Genomic DNA, 18,541 nt, shown 5'->3' with positions numbered 1-18,541 from the left:
TACTACTCTAGCATACTAAAGTGTTTAAAGTGAGGCGATCTAGATGTCAATCATACAACCGTTCGAAAAACCGCTTGGCATGCGGGACACACTTCCAAAACTCTACACACACCACCAAACCCTTCGCACAAGAGCGATGTCCTATATAACCAAAAACGGCTATGAGTTTATTCAAACGCCGTCACTGGAATACTTCGAAACTATCGGGAAAATCAGTGCTCTCGATGAAGCAGCCCTTTTTAAACTCGTAGATAACCAAGGGGAGATGCTCGTTCTTCGACCAGACCTCACAACACCAATCGCACGAGTAGCAGCTGCGAAACTGTTGAAAGAAAAAAACCCATTGCGACTCGCTTACAATTCGACAGTGTTCCGTGCGCAACAACGAGAGGGCGGACGTCCAGCCGAATTTGAACAATTAGGACTTGAGCTTTTAGGGGATACATCGGCACTCGCGGACAGCGAGATCTTGCGGCTAGCCGCAGGGTTACTGCGTGAACTGGGCCTTGAAGACTTCACCATTACGATTGGCCATGCTGGGCTCATCAATCAAGCACTTGAGACATTGATTCCATCAGCTGAAGAGCAACAGCGTGTTCGAGAATTTTTAGTGGAAAAGAACTTTGTCAGCATCGACCGCTGGGCTGCAGATTATAAACAGTCAAATCCATTTTATGCGTTTTTCCAAGAGGCGATCGGGGGTACTTCTTTAAAAGACCTACTCCAAGCCTTCCCTGAACTTGCGACAGATGAGACGAAACAATTCGTATCGGTCATCGAAACGATTGAAACACTACCGGAATTAAAAAATGTGTTTCAGGTAGATCCGTTAGTCGTCAGTCACATGCACTACTACACAGGAATGGTTTTTGAGGTGTACGGTGCAGGCAGTGGCTTCCCGTTAGGAAATGGTGGACGCTATGATGATTTATTGAAGCAATTTGGAACAGAAGTGGGTGCGACTGGATTTAGTATTCGTATCGACCACCTTCTTGAAATCTTGCCAACGTCAACTGAACCCGTAACTCGTCGCTTACTGTATACGACTCAAAGCATGTACGCAAAAGCGCTCGACCTGGCTGCAGAGTATAAGCAACAAGGAGAATTTGTAACGATTCAATTAAAACAAGCCGTCCAAGACACAGAGAGTTTTGAGAAGAACTTTGATCAAGTGACGGATTTGACAGAAGGTGAACTGTAATGGACTTTTTAACAATTGCGATGCCAAAAGGCCGTATATTTGAAGAGGCACTGGAACTTCTTGCAGCAGCGGGCTATCAACTTCCTGAAGAGATGGAAGACTCCCGTAAACTGATTGTGGAAGTGCCGGAAGAAAAACTACGGTTTATTTTAGCGAAACCGATGGACGTTCCCGTCTATGTAGAACACGGTGTTGCAGACCTTGGGGTGGCAGGAAAAGATGTGCTCCTTGAGCAACAACGCAGTGTCATGGAGCTTGTAGACTTAAAAATCAGCTACTGTTACATGGCAACAGCAGGCCTTCCAGATACGAAGATGAATGATGTGGCACCACGTGTTGCAACGAAATATCCGTCGATTGCGACTTCGTTTTACAAAGAAAAAGGAGAGCAAGTCGAAATCATTGAACTGAATGGATCGATTGAGCTTGCGCCGATGATTGGACTTGCAGATCGCATTGTCGATATCGTATCGACAGGGCGAACATTAAAAGAAAACGGACTTGTAGAATATGAAAAAATTGTCGATATCACATCTCGACTCATTGCAAATCCGGTCAGCTACCGCATCAAACAACAGCGTATTCGAGAAATGGCGAAACGACTTCGAGAAGCAGTGGAGGCGGAAGTGGAATGAAAAAAGTAAACTGGTCTCAAGAGGTTTCTATTCAGCGCTCAGTTGATCAAGGGTCAGAAGCAGACCGCCAAATCGTGCAAGACATCATTGAACAAGTCAAACTGTCTGGTGATAAAGCGCTTTTCGAGTTCACATTAAAATGGGACAAAGCAAAACTCAACACATTACGCGTTACTCAAGAGGAAATTCAACAAGCACTTGCGGAGATTGACCCACAACTCAAGCAAGACCTTGAAGAAGCAGCAGACAATATCCGTCGATTCCATGAGCTTCAATTACGTGAAGATATCGTACATCCATTAGATGCGGAGAGCTATCTTGCCTACCGCTTCTTGCCAATGGACGCAGCGGGGCTATACGTACCAGGTGGAACAGCGGCTTATCCGTCTTCTGTTCTAATGAACGCAATTCCAGCGAAAGTCGCAGGCGTCAAAAAGCTTGTTATCACGACACCACCTTCTGCAGACGGAACAATTCCTACTGGAGTGCTTGTGGCAGCGGCTATTGCAGGTGTCGATGAAATCTACAAAGTCGGTGGCGCACAAGCCATTGCAGCTTTAGCATACGGAACGGAATCGATTCCGAAAGTCGACAAGATCACAGGGCCTGGGAACCGCTTCGTAGCGCTCGCAAAACGTGAAGTGTTCGGCACTGTGTCCATCGACAGTATCGCAGGTCCGAGTGAAGTGGCCCTGCTCGCAGATGAGACAGCGTTTGCAGCAGATGTCGCAGCGGACCTTCTCGCTCAAGCGGAACACGACCGGTTAGCATGCTCAATTCTCATCACAACAAGTGACAAACTAGCAGACGAAGTAGCAGTAGAAGTTGAACGCCAACTTCAAACACTTCCGCGTGAAGAAATCGCTAGGGCTTCGATTGAAGCGTATGGAACGAGCTATGTTGTCGAGTCGATGGATCAAGCCATTGCTGCAGTGAATCAACTAGCACCGGAACATTTAGAAATCATGACACGTGACGCTGAAGAAGTGAGCAAGCAGATTCGACATGCCGGAGCCATTTTCATCGGTCGCTATTCATCTGAACCGATTGGGGATTATTTTGCAGGGACGAATCACGTGCTTCCGACAAACAGCACAGCTCGTTTTTCAAGTGGCCTAAGTGTAGAAGATTTCCAAAAAAAGATGAGTGTTATTTATTATTCAAAAGAGCTATGGCAAGAAAACTACCCAAAAGTAGCCCGTTTAGCTCGCATGGAACAGTTAGAGGGACATGCGCGCGCTGTTGAAATACGAAGAGACCTGGAGGACAACTAACATGACGACACGTAAAGCACAAAAAGAGCGAAAGACGAGCGAGACGTATGTAAACGTAGAACTAGCAATCGATGGGACAGGACAATCGACAATTGATACGGGTGTTGGCTTTTTAGATCATATGCTCGACCTGTTTGTTCGCCATGGGTTGTTTGATGGGAAAATTACTGCGAAAGGTGATACGCATATCGATGATCACCACACGACAGAAGATGTCGGAATCGTACTCGGGCAAGTCATTCTAGAAGCACTGGGTGATAAAAAAGGAATCAAGCGCTACGGCAGTGCCTTTATCCCGATGGATGACGCTTTAGCGCAAGTGGTGGTTGATGTGTCGAACCGCCCTCACTTAGAGTTCCGAGCAGAGTTCCCGAAAGAAAAAGTCGGCACGTTCGACGTCGAGCTCGTGCATGAATTCTTATGGAAGTTTGCGTTGGAATCACGAATGAACGTCCATGTCATCGTGCATTACGGACACAATACGCACCACATGATTGAAGCGATTTTCAAAGGATTGGCACGAGCGTTAGATGAAGCGACACAAATCGATCCACGTGTAACAGGAGTTCCTTCTACAAAGGGCTCTCTATCGTAAGGAGGAAGTCAACAATGGTTCAACTATATCCGGCTATCGACATGAAAGATGGCAAATGTGTGCGTCTTTACCAAGGCGATTATGATCAACAGACCATATACGGAGACTCTCCGTTTGAAATGGCGAAATCATTTGTAGAGCAAGGTGCTGATTGGATTCACTTAGTGGATCTTGACGGAGCAAAAGACGGCACAAAACCTCATGCAGATGAAGTTGTGAAAATCAAACAAGAGCTTGGGATTTCTGTTCAAATCGGTGGAGGGATTCGATCTCTTGAAGATGCGGCATTCTATTTAGACAAGGGCATTGACCGCGTAATCATCGGAAGCCTTGCAGTGAAAGAGCCTGAACTTGTCGAAGAGATGCTTTCGAAATTTGGTGGTGACCGTATCGTGCTTGGGCTCGATGCTAAAGATGGTTTCGTCGCAACTCACGGTTGGCTAGAGACATCTGAACTGACAGCTGTGGAAGTGGGGAACCGATTTGCAAAAGCGGGAGCAAAACATATCGTCTTCACTGATATTGCGATGGACGGTACACTCGCAGGACCTAATTTAGAAGCGACCAAAACACTCGCTAAAGAGACAGGATTGAACGTCATCGTGTCAGGTGGCATTAGTTCACTCGATGATATTCGTTCTGTGAAAGCAGCGGCAAAAGAGTCGACGATTGCAGGCGTCATTGTCGGAAAAGCAATTTACAGTGGACGATTCACAGTTGCACAAGCAAAGGAAGTGGTACAATGAACCTTCGATTTGACGAAAATGGACTGATTCCAGTTGTCCTCCAACATGCAAAAACAAAAGAAGTACTGACCCTTGCGTACATGAACGAGGAATCGTACAACAAAACCCTAGAGACAAAAGAGACATGGCTCTACAGCAGAAGCCGCCAAGAGCTGTGGCACAAAGGAGCTACCTCTGGAAACACACAGCGCGTCGTCTCTATCTCAGCAGATTGTGATCAAGACGCTCTTGTTGTAGCCGTACTTCCAAATGGTCCAGCGTGTCATACCGGTGCAGACAGCTGCTTCTTTGAACCGGTACTTGAAGGTGACGCTGGTCCTTCTGTCCAAGCGATTGCTGCACTGGAAGAAGTCATCAAAGATCGCTACGCATCTCGACCAGAAGGCGCCTACACGACCTATCTGTTTGAAAAAGGCGTCGACAAGATTGGGAAGAAAATTGGAGAAGAAGCGACAGAAGTAGTCATCGCTGCAAAAAACAATGATGCAGAAGAACTTTCTATGGAAGCTGCTGACCTGATCTATCACTTACTTGTCATGCTACAAAACCAGCATGTACCATTTGATGAAGTGTTGAAAATCCTTGAACAGCGTGCTGCGAAGTAGTGAAATCAAGAGTGCGAAAAACTTTCCACATTATGCTATACTGAAGAATAAACGTAACAGGAACGTGATTGCCGCGTTCCTGTTCTTTCATGATGAAAACCTTGGAGGACACTCTTGAAAAAATCACGTAAATCACAACCAGAAAATGTTGTCAGTTTTATCCCGACAGGTGAATATTACTATCAAAAAGCGCTTGGTGAATTGAAGAAGGAACAATTTGCAAAGGCTCAAAAATATTTGAAGCGCGCAGTAGAGTTAAGTCCAGAAGACCCGATGATTTTGATGCAGTATGGCATCTTACTCATGGAGGCTGAAAGTTTCGATGAAGCACAGGACTATCTCTATACAGCGCATACCTTAGACCCGAACGATTCCGATATCGTGTTCTTTTTAGCTGAAATCCATGCGCATCTTGGCATGTTTGCAGAAGCGAACCGCTACGCAACCAACTATATTCAAATGGAAGACGACGGAGTCTACTTAGAAGAAGCCCTTGAGATTTTGGATTTCACGGAAGTCGAAGGTGGGATGGATTTATCAGAAGATGGCCCTTCTTCCGACGTGGTCTTCTTGCAAGAAAAAGCGCGTAAGATGATGGAGCGTGGTCGGTTTGAAGAAGCCGTTGCGCTACTTGAAACAATTGTCGCTGAAAATGATACGTTCTGGCCGGCGTTTAATAACTTAGCGCTTGCGTATTTCTATATCGGTGAAGAAGAACAAGCAACAGCACTACTCCACGAAGTATTGCGAGTCGATCAAGGAAACTTGCACGCACTTTGTAATTTAGCCGTTCTTGCCCACTACAAACAATCGTATAAAGAATTAAAAGAAGTGCTTGCTGTTCTCGAAAAGATTAAGCCGATTGCAATCGACCAGCGGTTCAAACTAGGGGCGACATTTGCGCTTCTTGGGAAACATGAAGAAGGCTATCGCATTTTACGCCAGCTCCAGAAGATTGGGTTTGGTGAAGACCCGAGCTTTTACTTTTGGCTCGCTCATTCTGCGTATTTTTCAGGGCGCAAAGACCGCGCGCATCAAGCGTGGTTAGAATTGATTCGACTGGATCCAACAAAAGAAGGTTTTGAGCCATGGAAGGTGCAGGAAGAAGAAGACCCTTCTGGGGTAGAAAATGAATATGACTTTTTAATCGAAAAATTACAAAGTGACTCTGCTCCTTCTCGAGCCGTCGCCCTTTATTTAATGGGGAAATCTGTGCATCTGCATACGATTGTGGCGCATCCAAAACTGATTGATGTAACGAAGCTCTCGGCATTCGAAAAATTAATCGTTGGCTATTCGCTGAATCATGAATTCTCGATGAAAGTTCCTGCTGAAAAATCCTTTGTCCAAGCGATGAAAGTAGCAGACTTGTTTTATCAGCACCACAGTCCGTTGACCTATCAACATGCCTACATGTATGAAATGTGGTTCGTTATGATGGAACGCGGGTTGCAACAGGGCTATACGTTTAAAAATACAAAAGCATTGGCGGCAGCTACAGCTTATATGTATGCATCTTCTCGCTCGAAAGACGCAACGAAAAAGCAATTTGCCGAGCATTATGAGGTGTCTGTACCGACGCTCACCAAATATGTGAACGAGCTAATGGCATTCTTTCCTTTTTACGACGCTTAATGGGCAGAAATGTTGAATGCTACTGTCAAATCAAGTAGATTGAGATAAGGATAGAATTACTTACATGTAGGAGGAACAATCATGTCAGAAATCACGAACAATTATGACGTTATTATTATCGGTGCCGGTCCTGCTGGGATGACAGCCGCTGTATATACATCACGTGCCAACCTATCGACGCTAATGTTAGAGCGCGGTATTCCAGGTGGGCAAATGGCTAACACTGAAGAAGTAGAAAACTACCCAGGTTTTGAGACGATCCTCGGCCCTGAACTTTCGACAAAAATGTTTGATCACGCTAAGAAATTTGGTGCGCAATACGCGTATGGGGATGTCGAAAGCATCATTGATGAAGGAGATACGAAACTTGTGAAAGCCGGTGGGAAAGAATACCGTGCAAAGGCAGTTATCATTTCTTCCGGTGCTGAATACAAAAAAATGGGCATTCCAGGAGAAAACGAACTAGGTGGCCGTGGAGTCAGCTATTGTGCAGTATGTGACGGGGCTTTCTTCAAAGGGAAAGAACTAGTGGTAGTCGGCGGCGGAGATTCTGCCGTAGAAGAAGGCGTATTCTTAACACGCTTTGCTGACAAAGTGACAATTGTTCACCGTCGTGATCAATTACGCGCACAAAAAATTCTTCAAGACCGCGCATTTGCAAATGACAAAGTAAACTTCATCTGGAACACAACAGTCAAAGAAATCAATGAGGAAAATGGAAAAGTAGGCTCTGTGACACTCGTGTCTACAGAAAGTGCAGAAGAAACCGAGTTCAAAGCAGATGGTATTTTCATCTACATCGGAATGCTGCCACTTACAAAACCATTTGAAAACTTAGGTATCTTGAATACCCAGGGCTACATCGTAACGGACGAAAAAATGCAAACGAAAATTCCAGGAATCTTTGCTGCTGGAGATGTTCGTGAAAAGATGCTACGTCAAATCGTTACAGCTACTGGTGACGGTTCGATTGCTGCACAATCTGCTCAACACTATATTGAGAAATTAGAAGATCAATTATCTTAATCATTTCTTAATACTGCTGTAATCAGAATGCAACAATAGTCGTGTATACTAAGAACTATAAATTGACCCCCTTTTTATATAGGTTTTCTTTGATAGGCTGTTTCCTCGCTTTATAAGTCGAGGGGGCAGCCTCTTTTTTTATGTAGAGATTCGAAATTATAGTATACTAATAAGATAGTATAGAAAAAGATGGAGAGAGCCGATGCAGCGTATTGTAAACCTACTTGTCATCAAAGATGGCAAAGTACTTCTATTAAAAAAACCTCGACGAAACTGGTATGTCGCTCCGGGCGGAAAAACGGATCATGGAGAGTCTGTTTTTGAAGCAGGCATTCGCGAATTTACCGAAGAAACCGGTACAACGCCAGTAAATCCTCATATTAAAGGTCTATACACCATGTTGATCAAAGATGGAGAGACCGTCATCTCGGAATGGCTTTTATCGACTCTTGTCGCATTTGATTTGGATGGAGTTCCGTATAAAGAAAACCATGAAGGTGTTTTAGAATGGCATCCCGTTGAAGCGCTTCAAACGCTACCAATGGCTGAAGGTGACCGGATGAATCTTGTGTTTGCTGCTACGCAACCAGGAATCCAATACGGGACATTCACCTATACAGAAGATTTTGAATTGCTGGATTATCGATTACAAACATCTCAGGAGGTGCATCCGTCATGATGGAAGAAACACCACAACCATCAACAGATATCGTCATCATCACAGGTATGTCAGGGGCAGGGAAATCTGTCGCGATTCAAAGCTTCGAAGATATGGGGTATTACTGTATCGATAATTTACCACCAGACCTTTTATCAACATTTGTAGATTTGCTTGTGGATTCAGATAAACAATTGACTAAAATCGCACTTGTAATGGATGTTCGTGGCGGTGAAGTGTTTGGTCCGATTTCGCAAACACTCAACCATTTGCAGGAAAGCCGCAATATCAGCCCGCGTATTTTATTTTTAGAGGCGGATAACCAAACTCTGGTAAGCCGTTACAAAGAATCAAGACGATCACATCCTCTTGCAAAATTGGGTCTTCCTCTTGAAGGGATTAATAAAGAACGGTTGATGCTTGAAGAATTAAAGGGTCGAGCTCAACACATCATTGATACATCAAATTTGAAACCAAAAGAATTGCGCGCTGAGATTGAGCGGACATTTTCAAATGAAGCCCACTCACCGTTCATCATCAACGTGATGTCTTTCGGATTCAAACACGGAATGCCGATTGATGCGGACTTAGTGTTCGATGTGCGTTTCTTACCGAATCCATTTTATATTGAAGAGCTGCGTCCGATGTCAGGGCGTGATCACGAAGTATCCAGCTACGTCATGAAGTGGTCGGAAACAAAAAAGCTCGTTGAGAAGTTGACGGATCTATTTGAATTTATGATTCCGCATTACAAGCGTGAAGGAAAAAGTCAGCTAGTCATTGCTTTTGGTTGCACAGGTGGCCAGCACCGTTCTGTCACGTTAGCCGAATACTTCGGAGACTATTTGAAAAAAGAAGCACCAACAGTAATCAAACATCGAGACGTAAAATAATTGAGAAGGAGGGCCATTCGTTGCCGAAGCCAACTGAACGCATCAAAGTCGTCGTCCTCGGCGGCGGAACAGGTCTATCCACCTTACTACGTGGATTAAAAAAATTGCCTGTCGACATCACAGCAATCGTTACAGTTGCAGATGACGGCGGAAGCTCGGGCAGACTTCGTGAAGATTATGACATTCCACCTCCAGGAGATGTGCGTAATGTCATTGCTGCTCTTTCGGATGTTGAGCCGCTCGTAGAGGCGATGTTCCAGTACCGGTTCAATCACTCCAAAGATTTAGAAGGCCATTCACTTGGTAATTTGATGCTTGCCGCTTTAACCGATATTACAGGAGACTTTGGGAATGCAGTGAGTGAGATGAGTCGCGTCTTAAATATTAACGGCAAAGTTTTACCAGCTGCCAATCAAGTCGTGACACTCCATGCCGTCTATGAAGATGGTTCCATTATGACAGGTGAATCCAAAATACCGCTTGTAGATAAGCCCATTCGAAGTGTGATGATCACACCAGAAGATGTAGAGCCCCTTCCCGAAGCCGTTCAAGCGATTCGTAAAGCGGACCTGATTGTCATTGGACCGGGTTCCTTATATACAAGTATTTTACCGAATTTGCTAGTAACTGAAATTCAACAAGAAATTCGAAATTCGAAAGCCTTACGCGTCTATATGTGTAATTTGATGACGCAAGCAGGTGAGACAGAAAAGTACAAAGCTTCTCATCACCTGCAAGCAATTATAAATCACACAGGACCCGGACTGATTGATGTTGTGCTTGCTTCAGATATCGATGTACCTGACCGTGTTATAACTTCGTATTCAGAAGAACATGCGGCACCTGTTGTCGTAGATGTTGAAAAGATACGGTCGCTCGGTGTAAACGTGATCAAACGAGACATCGCAATCGTCCGTGACGGCAGTGTTCGCCATAATGCTGAAAAAGTAGCGCTTTGGCTAGTGTATGAAGCGCTTAACTATAGAAAGTGAGATGACAATTTCCGAAGAAAGGGGGAAATGATTTTGTCATTTGCATCCGAAACAAAGAAAGAAATGACCCAATCTGAAGTTGATGCCTGTTGTGCACGGTCCGAACTATCTGCGATTATTCGCATGAACGGGACACTCGGATTTAGCAATAAAAATTTGAGTTTGGATATTCAAACTGAAAATGCAGCGATTGCTCGTCGCATTTATACGTTGATCAAAAAAGTCTACAACTTAAAAGTAGAACTTCTTGTCCGTAAGAAGATGAAGCTCAAAAAGAACAATGTCTACATCACACGTATCCGAGAGGGCACGCGTGAGATACTCGGAGATCTGCACATTATGAATGATGGCTATGAGTTTTCAAACGAAATTCATGCAGACTTGATTAAAAACGAGTGTTGTAAGCGTTCCTATCTTCGCGGCGCTTTTCTAGCGGGTGGTTCTGTCAACAATCCAGAGACTTCGTCGTACCATTTAGAAATCTACACATTGTACAAAGAACACAGTGATGCACTTGTGCAATTGATGAATGGCTATGAGTTGAACGCAAAAACAATTGAACGTAAAAAAGGATTTGTGGCATACTTAAAGGAAGCAGAGAAAATTGCAGATTTTTTGAGTTTGGTAGGAGCACATCAAGCTCTGCTCAAATTTGAGGATGTCCGAATTATTCGCGATATGCGCAATAGTGTCAATCGCTTGGTCAATTGTGAGACCGCCAACTTAAATAAAACAATTGGCGCAGCGCTTCGCCAAGTTGAAAATATCCGATTTATTGAAAACGCTATCGGTTTAGACCAACTTCCGGATAAGTTGCGTGAGATTGCACGACTCCGTGTCGAGTATCAAGATGTCACGTTAAAAGAACTCGGGGAAATGGTGTCTACCGGGAATGTAAGTAAATCAGGTGTGAATCATCGATTGCGCAAATTAGATGACATAGCTGACGCTTTGCGTCGTGGCGAATCGATATAATAGAGAGGAATTGGTTGCGATGGAAAAGACGATGGATGTAGGATTATCAAATGGCTTACAAGCTCGCCAAGCAGCTCTTTTTGTTCAAGAGGCAAACCGCTTTGCAAGTGAGATTTTCCTTGAAAAAGACGGCAAGAAAGTCAATGCAAAAAGCATCATGGGTATCATGAGTCTAGCTGTGGGGCGCGGGGAAGAAGTCGTGCTATATGCAGAGGGTTCTGATAAAGAAGCTGCGATTGATACATTATCGAAATTTATAACTGAAGAGTAAACTGCAAGCATCCGATCAACTGCGGATGCTTTTTTCTATGAAAGGAAATCCCTCCAGCCAGGCCGTCATTTCCTGGGTGAGTTTCACCGAGCCTCCCCACGTAAGATGAAAGAAGAGCACTTTCATCTTCGTTGCCGGGTCTCGGAAAAACTCAGATAGCCCGGGAAATGACGACCTGGCCTCCGGAATTTCTAGCTATCAGGGCAGGGTGAGGGGAGAGTGACAGGTACCAAATGGAAACTGCTGGTAAATGGTGACAGGCACCGAGAAAACTCTTGTCGATTGTAAGAGTTATAAGATCTTACTAGTAAGGAACTTAAGATATTAGGTTTGGGTTTTGAAATGGTTTCCATAATATGACTTCGGTAGAACAAATCTGATTTCGGTACAATAAATGTTCATTTCGGTAGAAGAAGTTAAGATTTCGGTAGAACAAATCCCGAACTCATCCGTTGAACGACCGCTCAGGGCAGGGTGACAGGCACCAAATGGAAACCACTGGTAAATGGTGACAGGCACCGAGAATAACCAGGGGGTGACAGGCACCAAATGGAAACCACTGGTAAATGGTGACAGGCACGGAGAATAGTAAGTGGTGACAGGCACGGAGAATAAAGTTGAGTGAAGTGGAGGGGCTGACTCCGGAGGGATTAAAAGCGGAACGTGAGATCCCGCAGGCGTGTTTCTTTGCCGAGGAAGCTCACGACGCGCCCTCGGAAAGCAGCCCCGTAAAGGAGCTCAACGTCTCCTATCGCACAATTTCTGAACAGTCGGCTCCACATCTAAAATGGAATCGAGTTGCGCCTCCTAGAAATCCCGCAAGAAGCCATCGCGGCCTATGAAGCAAAGAGCGCTTCACAGTCCACGCTGTCTTCTCGCACAATTTCTGAACAGTCGGCTCCACATCTAAAACATAAAAAAACACCCGAAAGCCTAAGCTATCAGGTGTCCATATACGCCCCCGGAGAGAATCGAACTCCCATCTCAAGAACCGGAATCTTACGTCATATCCATTAAACTACGGGGGCAAGCGACTTTATTATTATAGCTTTCTGTACTGCAAAAGACAACTGCAAAAAAAGCAGTGCATCAGATTTGACCTTTCTTGACCTTCATGTGTATCATAAACATACAGCTAGTTATTCATAAAAAATCGGAGGTATGACTGATGAACTTAATTCCAACAGTTATTGAACAAACAAACCGTGGGGAACGCGCCTACGATATTTACTCTCGTCTTTTAAAAGACCGCATCATCATGCTAGGTAGCGGAATCGACGACAACGTTGCGAACTCAATCGTCGCGCAACTATTATTCCTAGAAGCAGAAGATCCAGAAAAAGATATCTCAATTTATATCAATAGCCCAGGCGGAAGCATTACGGCTGGTATGGCAATTTACGACACAATGCAGTTCATCAAACCAGACGTACAGACAATCTGTATCGGTATGGCAGCTTCTATGGGAGCATTCCTACTTGCAGCTGGTACAAAAGGAAAACGCTACGCTCTTCCAAATGCAGAAGTAATGATTCACCAACCACTTGGTGGCGCACAAGGGCAAGCGACGGAAATCGAGATTGCTGCAAAACGCATCTTGTTCTTACGTGAAAAATTGAACCAGATTCTTGCAGATCGTACGGGTCAACCGATCGATGTCATCGCAAAAGACACAGATCGCGATAACTTCATGACTGCTGAACGTGCAAAAGAATACGGTCTTGTGGATCACATCATTGACCGCAGCGACAGCAAAAAAGACTAATTGTCATCAAACACCGCCACTTGCGCGGTGTTTTTTCTATTTACTGAAACGAAATCGCGAGTTGTTCGTATAAAAAGAGAAGGTTTGATTTCTCATGAAAACAGGGGAAACTACAAACAGATAACGAAAGGTGGATTCTTATGAAAAAAATGCTGATTCCCGTCATCATTATTATTGGATTTTTTGTAATCCTAGCAGCACTCTTAATTCCAAGTTACAACGGGTTCGTTGACTCAAATGAAAACGTCAACCAGTCCTATGCACAAGTGGAGACACAGCTCCAACGACGTGTAGACTTAATTCCGAACTTAGTAGAAACGGTCAAAGGTTTCGCTGATCAAGAGCGCGAAATCCTTACAGAAATTGCGGATGCTCGTGCACGTCTTGCAGGAGCAGACTCTCCAAATGAACAAGCAGAAGCAGATAGCGAATTAGCAGGTGCGCTTTCACGATTACTCGTGATTGTTGAAAACTACCCAGATTTAAAATCAGATGCAAACTTCCGTCAACTGATGGATGAACTGGCAGGAACGGAGAATCGTCTTTCTGTAGCACGTCAAGATTATAATGAATCTGTATCTCAACACAATCGCAAAGTAAATCGTATGCCTGGTGCATTACTGGCAGGAGTCTTCGGATTTGATGAGCGGGAATATTTTGAAGCCGAAGATGGTGCGGAAGAAGCACCAGAAGTCGACTTTGGAAGTGATGGTGAGTGAGGAAGAAACTACTCGTAACTGTACTAGCATTTCTAGTTCTACTTCCTTCAATGGCTGTGCTAGCAGATGTTCCAGATCCCATTCCAGGGAAGTCCTATGTACATGATTTCTATGATGTGATTCCAGAAGACTTGGAGCGCCATATTGAACGACTTGGACTTGATCTCGATCAAGGTACGGGAGCACAAGTGGTTGTCGTCACAGTAGAATCATTAGAAGGACAGGATGAAAATAGCTATGCGGTCGAATTGATTCGCGAATGGGGAATTGGAAGTCCGGAAGAAAACAACGGGCTCGTCTTCTTACTTGAAATGGATCCTACGAAAGTTGGGGACCGCGCAGTTTACATCGGTGTCGGTCAAGGGCTTGAAGGACGTCTTCCTGACGGGAAGATTGGACGTATTTTAGATGAATACACACTACCTTTTCTAGAGGCTGGTGATATCGAAGGTGCTGTCCAATCCACCTATGAACTTTTATATGAAGAAGTGGCAGCTGAATACAATTACACGGGAGAATCTGTTGCCCCTCCGCGTCCTTCATCAAACGAAGGAGGCATCTCTCCGTTCACTATTATTATGATTGTTGTGATCTTTTATATCATCGTGACCATTTTTAGTAACAATGGCAGTGGTGGCGGAAGAGGAGGTCCTCGAGGTCGCGGTGGCCGAGGAGGCCCGTTCATCTTTGGTCCTGGCATGGGAGGCGGTAAATCTTCCGGCGGTGGTTTCAGTGGAGGTTTTGGTGGCTTCGGCGGAGGTAGCTCTGGTGGAGGAGGTGCAGGTCGAAGTTGGTAAAAAAAATTACTTTCTACACACGGGATCAATGTCCGTTATGTGTCGAAGGTCGGGCCATGCTCGACATGGTGGCAGAAGATCTTCCGATACGAATAGAAGAAATTGATATCGAACAAGATGATGAAGCCCATGAAAAATACATGATTATGATTCCTGTAGTGGAATACAATGGGGAAGTCATCCAGTACGGAAACTTAGATTACGCAACACTTTACGAAGCATTGGACGATTCCGTCTGATGCTTTTTTTGATAGTAAAAGTGTTTGGGATTGATAATTTTCGGGTAATCTAGTACTATGAATGAGCAGGAATTATTTTTTTGCCCAGGTGGGAACGAAAAGTGAACATCGGGACAAAAATGTTCCCATAAAGATAGAGCAGGAGGTGTCGATTTGGATATTCTTAAGGCCCAGCTTGAGCTGATGCCCGAATGGAAAGACATGCTTCAACAGCGCTATCAAATTCTCTATACAATCGCTTTATCAAAAGGGATTGGCAGGCGCACGCTTGCTGAAACTCTTCAACTTTCGGAACGTGAAGTTCGAAAAGAATTTGATCTACTTCGAGCGCAAGGGTTAATCCTTGTATCGCGAGAAGGGGCGGAGGTCACTCCACCAGGTCAACAACTTCTAGTCGAACTAAAATCCCTTGTGGATGAATGGTCGGGAAGACATGAAAAAGAGACCACCCTTAAACGATTGCTTGGGATTGAAGAAGTTCATATCGTTGCTGGAAACAGCGATGACTCTGAACAGGCTCAACTGCTTCTTGCAGATGAAGCCGCCAAATGGATTTTTGCAAACTTGAAACCGCGTATGATCACAGCGGTGACCGGTGGAACGACCATTGCAAAAATTGCCGACCATCTTCCACAATCGTCAAAGATTGAGCAGTTGCAATTTGTTGCAGCGCGCGGAGGAATCGGAAAAGATGTACAGCTGCAAGCGAACACAATCGCTGCACTGTTTGCAGAGAAACTGAATGGTTCGTATAAAACTTTATACATTCCGGACAGACTAAGTGAATCTGCTTACGAAGCCATGACCCAAGAGCCTTTCGTTCAAGAAATGATGGCCTTGTATGAACAGATGTCAATTCTTGTTCATGGCATTGGTGACGCAACGGAAATGGCACGCCGCAGAAGTTCGAGCTCAGAAGAATTGAAGCTTTTGAAAGAACAGCAGGCTGTCAGTGAAGCATTTGGTTATTATTTCAATGCACGTGGTGAAGTCGTTCACCGCATTCGCACGATTGGGGTTCAACTCGAGCAACTCGAACAGACACCGCATATCGTTGCTGTAGCAGGTGGCGCACAAAAAGCACATGCACTTGACTCATATTTTCAACAGGCACCTAAACAGACTGTATTGATTACAGACGAAGGGGCTGCCGATCAACTTATAAAAGAACATACATTATAGGAGGAATTTTAAATGACTATCAAATTAGCAATCAACGGTTTTGGACGTATTGGACGTAAAGTTTTCCGCGAGGCACTAACAAATGATCAAGTAGAAGTAGTAGCAGTGAACGATTTAACAAACGCTGCAATGCTTGCTCACCTTCTAAAATTTGACACAGTGCACGGTACTTTGAATGCAGAAGTAACAGCTGAAGAAGATGGCTTCTTAGTAAATGGCCGCAAAATCAAAGTATACGCTGAGAAAGATCCTTCAGCACTTCCATGGGGCGAGATTGGTGTTGACATCGTTATCGAATCAACAGGTATCTTCCGTTCACCAGAAAAAGCACAAGCGCACATCGATGCTGGAGCGAAAAAAGTTATCGTATCTGCACCAGGTGAAGGCGGCATGCCAACGTACGTAATGGGCGTTAACCATGAAGAGTACGATGCAGCAAACGAAAACATCGTATCAAACGCTTCATGTACAACAAACTGTCTATCTCCAGTAGCGAAAGTATTGAACGACAAGTTCGGTATCAAACGTGGAATGATGACAACAATTCACTCTTACACAAACGACCAACGCATCCTTGACTTGCCACACAGCGACTACCGTCGTGCACGTGCAGCAGCAGAGAACATGATCCCAACTTCAACAGGTGCAGCAGCAGCTGTAGGAAAAGTTCTTCCAATGCTAAAAGGCAAAATCGATGGAATGGCAGTTCGCGTACCAACGCCAAACGTATCACTAGTTGACTTCGTTGCTGAGTTAGACAAAAACGTAACAATCGAAGAACTGAACGCTGCGTTAAAAGAAGCGGCTGAAGGCGATTTGAAAGGTATCTTAGAATACCAAGAACTTGAGTTAGTTTCTACTGACTACAACGGCAACACACACTCTTCAATCGTGGATGCAGCTTCAACAATGGCAATCGGCGACAACATGGTGAAAGTATTGTCTTGGTACGACAACGAGTCTGGTTACTCAGCTCGCTGTATCGACCTAGCTGTATACATGGCTGCTAAAGGTCTTTAATATCCCGTGCAGGAATGCACTTGAACCTCTATAATAAGAGCAGAGGGTAACAGAGAGTAAGGGCTACCCTTACTCTTTTTATTTGCCCGTAACTTGAACACACCATAACCTGGGAGGTTTTCACATGCTAGCAAAGAAAACAATGAAAGACGTCGAACTAAAGGGACAACGCGTCTTCTGTCGCGTCGACTTCAACGTTCCAATGAAAGATGGCAAAATCACAGATGACACACGTATTCGTGCAGCGCTTCCAACGATTCAACACCTGATTGAACAAGGTGCCAAAGTCATTTTAGCGAGCCATATGGGACGTCCGAAAGGTGAAGTGAAGGAAGATCTTCGCTTAACAGCTGCCGGAGAACGTCTGAGCGAGCTACTTGACCGACCAGTGACAAAACTTGATGAGTCTGTTGGAGAATCAGTTGAAGCTGAAATCGCAAAATTGAACGAAGGTGACGTAGTGTTGCTTGAAAATGTTCGTTTCCACGCAGGCGAAGAAAAGAACGATCCGAAACTTGCTGAACAGTTCGCGAAACTTGCAGATGTTTTCGTAAACGACGCGTTTGGCGCAGCACACCGTGCACACGCAACGACAGCAGGTATTGCGAAGCACCTTCCGGCAGTATCTGGACTACTCCTTGAAAAAGAACTTGATGTGTTAGGCAAAGCATTATCTGAACCAGAACGTCCATTCACAGCAATCATCGGTGGGGCGAAAGTCAAAGATAAAATCGGCGTCATTGAAAACTTGTTAGAAAAAGTCGACCACTTGATCATTGGTGGAGGACTATCCTATACATTCTTAAAAGCACAAGGTCACGAGATCGGGACTTCTTTACTTGAAGAAGACAAGCTCGACCTTGCCAACTCGTTTATTGAAAAAGCTAAACAAAAAGGTGTTCAGTTGCACCTTCCACAAGATGCAGTGATCGCACAAGAATTCTCGGCAGACACGGAAACGAAAGTAGTTTCGTCTGACGCGATCCCTTCTGACTGGATGGGTCTAGATATCGGTCCGAAAACGGCTGAACACTATGCAAGCATTATCAAAGATAGCAAATTGATCATCTGGAACGGACCAATGGGTGTGTTCGAGATGGAACCATTCTCAAAAGGAACACGTGCTGTGGCAGACGCTATGGCGGAAACTGCTGGCTATACTGTCATCGGTGGCGGAGACTCTGCAGCAGCAGTTGAACTGTTCGATGTAGCAGACAAAATGGACCATATTTCTACAGGCGGTGGCGCTTCACTTGAGTTCATGGAAGGCAAAGAACTTCCAGGCGTTGCAGCACTTCACGATAAAGAATAGG

The 18,541-nt window shown here is 44.7% G+C and carries 20 protein-coding genes and 1 tRNA gene; 20 read left to right on the top strand and 1 reads right to left on the bottom strand.

Features of this window, described 5'->3' with window-relative positions; all coding sequences use genetic code 11:
* Positions 1–43 precede the first annotated feature (43 nt).
* The 13 genes from JOD03_RS10680 to JOD03_RS10620 all read left to right on the top strand — a co-directional run bounded on the left by JOD03_RS10680 (position 44) and on the right by JOD03_RS10620 (position 11,506).
* Complete coding sequence (locus JOD03_RS10680; protein ID WP_204590965.1) at positions 44–1,201, top strand: ATP phosphoribosyltransferase regulatory subunit; 1,158 nt, start codon at positions 44–46, stop codon at positions 1,199–1,201.
* Positions 1,201–1,836: an ATP phosphoribosyltransferase gene (hisG, locus tag JOD03_RS10675; protein WP_204590963.1), complete on the top strand. Its 636-nt coding sequence runs from the start codon at positions 1,201–1,203 to the stop codon at positions 1,834–1,836. Before JOD03_RS10680 ends, hisG begins: the two co-directional genes overlap by 1 nt.
* Complete coding sequence (gene hisD / locus JOD03_RS10670; RefSeq protein WP_204590961.1) at positions 1,833–3,110, top strand: histidinol dehydrogenase; 1,278 nt, start codon at positions 1,833–1,835, stop codon at positions 3,108–3,110. Before hisG ends, hisD begins: the two co-directional genes overlap by 4 nt.
* Before the next feature lies 1 nt (position 3,111).
* Entirely contained in the window at positions 3,112–3,705 is a 594-nt protein-coding gene (gene hisB, locus JOD03_RS10665) for an imidazoleglycerol-phosphate dehydratase HisB (RefSeq protein WP_204590960.1), read from the top strand.
* Between the two features lie 14 nt (positions 3,706–3,719).
* Entirely contained in the window at positions 3,720–4,451 is a 732-nt protein-coding gene (gene hisA, locus JOD03_RS10660; RefSeq protein WP_204590959.1) for a 1-(5-phosphoribosyl)-5-[(5-phosphoribosylamino)methylideneamino]imidazole-4-carboxamide isomerase, read from the top strand.
* Positions 4,448–5,056, top strand: coding sequence for a bifunctional phosphoribosyl-AMP cyclohydrolase/phosphoribosyl-ATP diphosphatase HisIE (gene hisIE, locus JOD03_RS10655; RefSeq protein WP_204590958.1), 609 nt, complete (start codon positions 4,448–4,450; stop codon positions 5,054–5,056). The genes hisA and hisIE overlap by 4 nt, the downstream gene beginning before the upstream one ends.
* 114 nt (positions 5,057–5,170) lie before the next feature.
* Positions 5,171–6,691 (top strand): tetratricopeptide repeat protein, encoded by a 1,521-nt coding sequence (locus JOD03_RS10650; RefSeq protein ID WP_204590957.1) that lies wholly within the window; start codon positions 5,171–5,173, stop codon positions 6,689–6,691.
* 81 nt (positions 6,692–6,772) lie between these two features.
* Positions 6,773–7,717, top strand: coding sequence for a thioredoxin-disulfide reductase (trxB, locus tag JOD03_RS10645; RefSeq protein ID WP_204590956.1), 945 nt, complete (start codon positions 6,773–6,775; stop codon positions 7,715–7,717).
* A gap of 202 nt (positions 7,718–7,919) precedes the next feature.
* Positions 7,920–8,396, top strand: coding sequence for an NUDIX domain-containing protein (locus JOD03_RS10640; protein ID WP_204590954.1), 477 nt, complete (start codon positions 7,920–7,922; stop codon positions 8,394–8,396).
* The gene (gene rapZ, locus JOD03_RS10635) at positions 8,396–9,268 is read left to right on the top strand and encodes an RNase adapter RapZ (protein WP_204591011.1); all 873 of its coding nucleotides are present in this window, start codon (positions 8,396–8,398) and stop codon (positions 9,266–9,268) included. Before JOD03_RS10640 ends, rapZ begins: the two co-directional genes overlap by 1 nt.
* Before the next feature lie 20 nt (positions 9,269–9,288).
* A complete protein-coding gene (locus tag JOD03_RS10630) occupies positions 9,289–10,260 on the top strand; it encodes a gluconeogenesis factor YvcK family protein (protein WP_204590952.1) in 972 nt (323 codons plus the stop codon).
* Between the two features lie 33 nt (positions 10,261–10,293).
* Positions 10,294–11,235, top strand: coding sequence for a DNA-binding protein WhiA (gene whiA / locus JOD03_RS10625; RefSeq protein WP_204590950.1), 942 nt, complete (start codon positions 10,294–10,296; stop codon positions 11,233–11,235).
* Between the two features lie 19 nt (positions 11,236–11,254).
* Positions 11,255–11,506, top strand: a complete 252-nt coding sequence (locus JOD03_RS10620) for an HPr family phosphocarrier protein (protein WP_204590949.1) — start codon at positions 11,255–11,257, stop codon at positions 11,504–11,506.
* Between the two features lie 956 nt (positions 11,507–12,462).
* Here JOD03_RS10620 and JOD03_RS10615 read toward each other — a convergent pair.
* A tRNA-Arg gene (locus JOD03_RS10615) sits at positions 12,463–12,534 on the bottom strand.
* Positions 12,535–12,674: 140 nt separating this feature from the next.
* Here JOD03_RS10615 and clpP point away from each other — a divergent pair.
* The 7 genes from clpP to JOD03_RS10580 all read left to right on the top strand — a co-directional run bounded on the left by clpP (position 12,675) and on the right by JOD03_RS10580 (position 18,540).
* Positions 12,675–13,271, top strand: a complete 597-nt coding sequence (gene clpP / locus JOD03_RS10610; protein ID WP_204590947.1) for an ATP-dependent Clp endopeptidase proteolytic subunit ClpP — start codon at positions 12,675–12,677, stop codon at positions 13,269–13,271.
* A gap of 140 nt (positions 13,272–13,411) precedes the next feature.
* Positions 13,412–13,990, top strand: a complete 579-nt coding sequence (locus JOD03_RS10605; protein ID WP_204590945.1) for a LemA family protein — start codon at positions 13,412–13,414, stop codon at positions 13,988–13,990.
* Positions 13,987–14,787 carry a TPM domain-containing protein gene (locus tag JOD03_RS10600; RefSeq protein WP_338032467.1) on the top strand — a complete coding sequence of 267 codons (801 nt, stop codon included), beginning with the start codon at positions 13,987–13,989 and terminating at the stop codon, positions 14,785–14,787. Before JOD03_RS10605 ends, JOD03_RS10600 begins: the two co-directional genes overlap by 4 nt.
* The gene (locus tag JOD03_RS10595) at positions 14,781–15,026 is read left to right on the top strand and encodes a glutaredoxin family protein (RefSeq protein ID WP_204590943.1); all 246 of its coding nucleotides are present in this window, start codon (positions 14,781–14,783) and stop codon (positions 15,024–15,026) included. The genes JOD03_RS10600 and JOD03_RS10595 overlap by 7 nt, the downstream gene beginning before the upstream one ends.
* Before the next feature lie 153 nt (positions 15,027–15,179).
* Positions 15,180–16,208, top strand: coding sequence for a sugar-binding transcriptional regulator (locus tag JOD03_RS10590; RefSeq protein WP_204590941.1), 1,029 nt, complete (start codon positions 15,180–15,182; stop codon positions 16,206–16,208).
* Positions 16,209–16,220: 12 nt separating this feature from the next.
* Entirely contained in the window at positions 16,221–17,228 is a 1,008-nt protein-coding gene (gap, locus tag JOD03_RS10585) for a type I glyceraldehyde-3-phosphate dehydrogenase (protein WP_204590939.1), read from the top strand.
* A 124-nt stretch (positions 17,229–17,352) separates the two neighbouring features.
* Positions 17,353–18,540: a phosphoglycerate kinase gene (locus JOD03_RS10580; protein WP_204590937.1), complete on the top strand. Its 1,188-nt coding sequence runs from the start codon at positions 17,353–17,355 to the stop codon at positions 18,538–18,540.
* Position 18,541 lies beyond the last annotated feature (1 nt).

Source organism: Chryseomicrobium aureum, from assembly GCF_016909155.1.
GTDB classification, from domain to species: domain Bacteria; phylum Bacillota; class Bacilli; order Bacillales_A; family Planococcaceae; genus Chryseomicrobium; species Chryseomicrobium aureum.
This window is presented reverse-complemented; position numbering and strand designations above follow the sequence as displayed.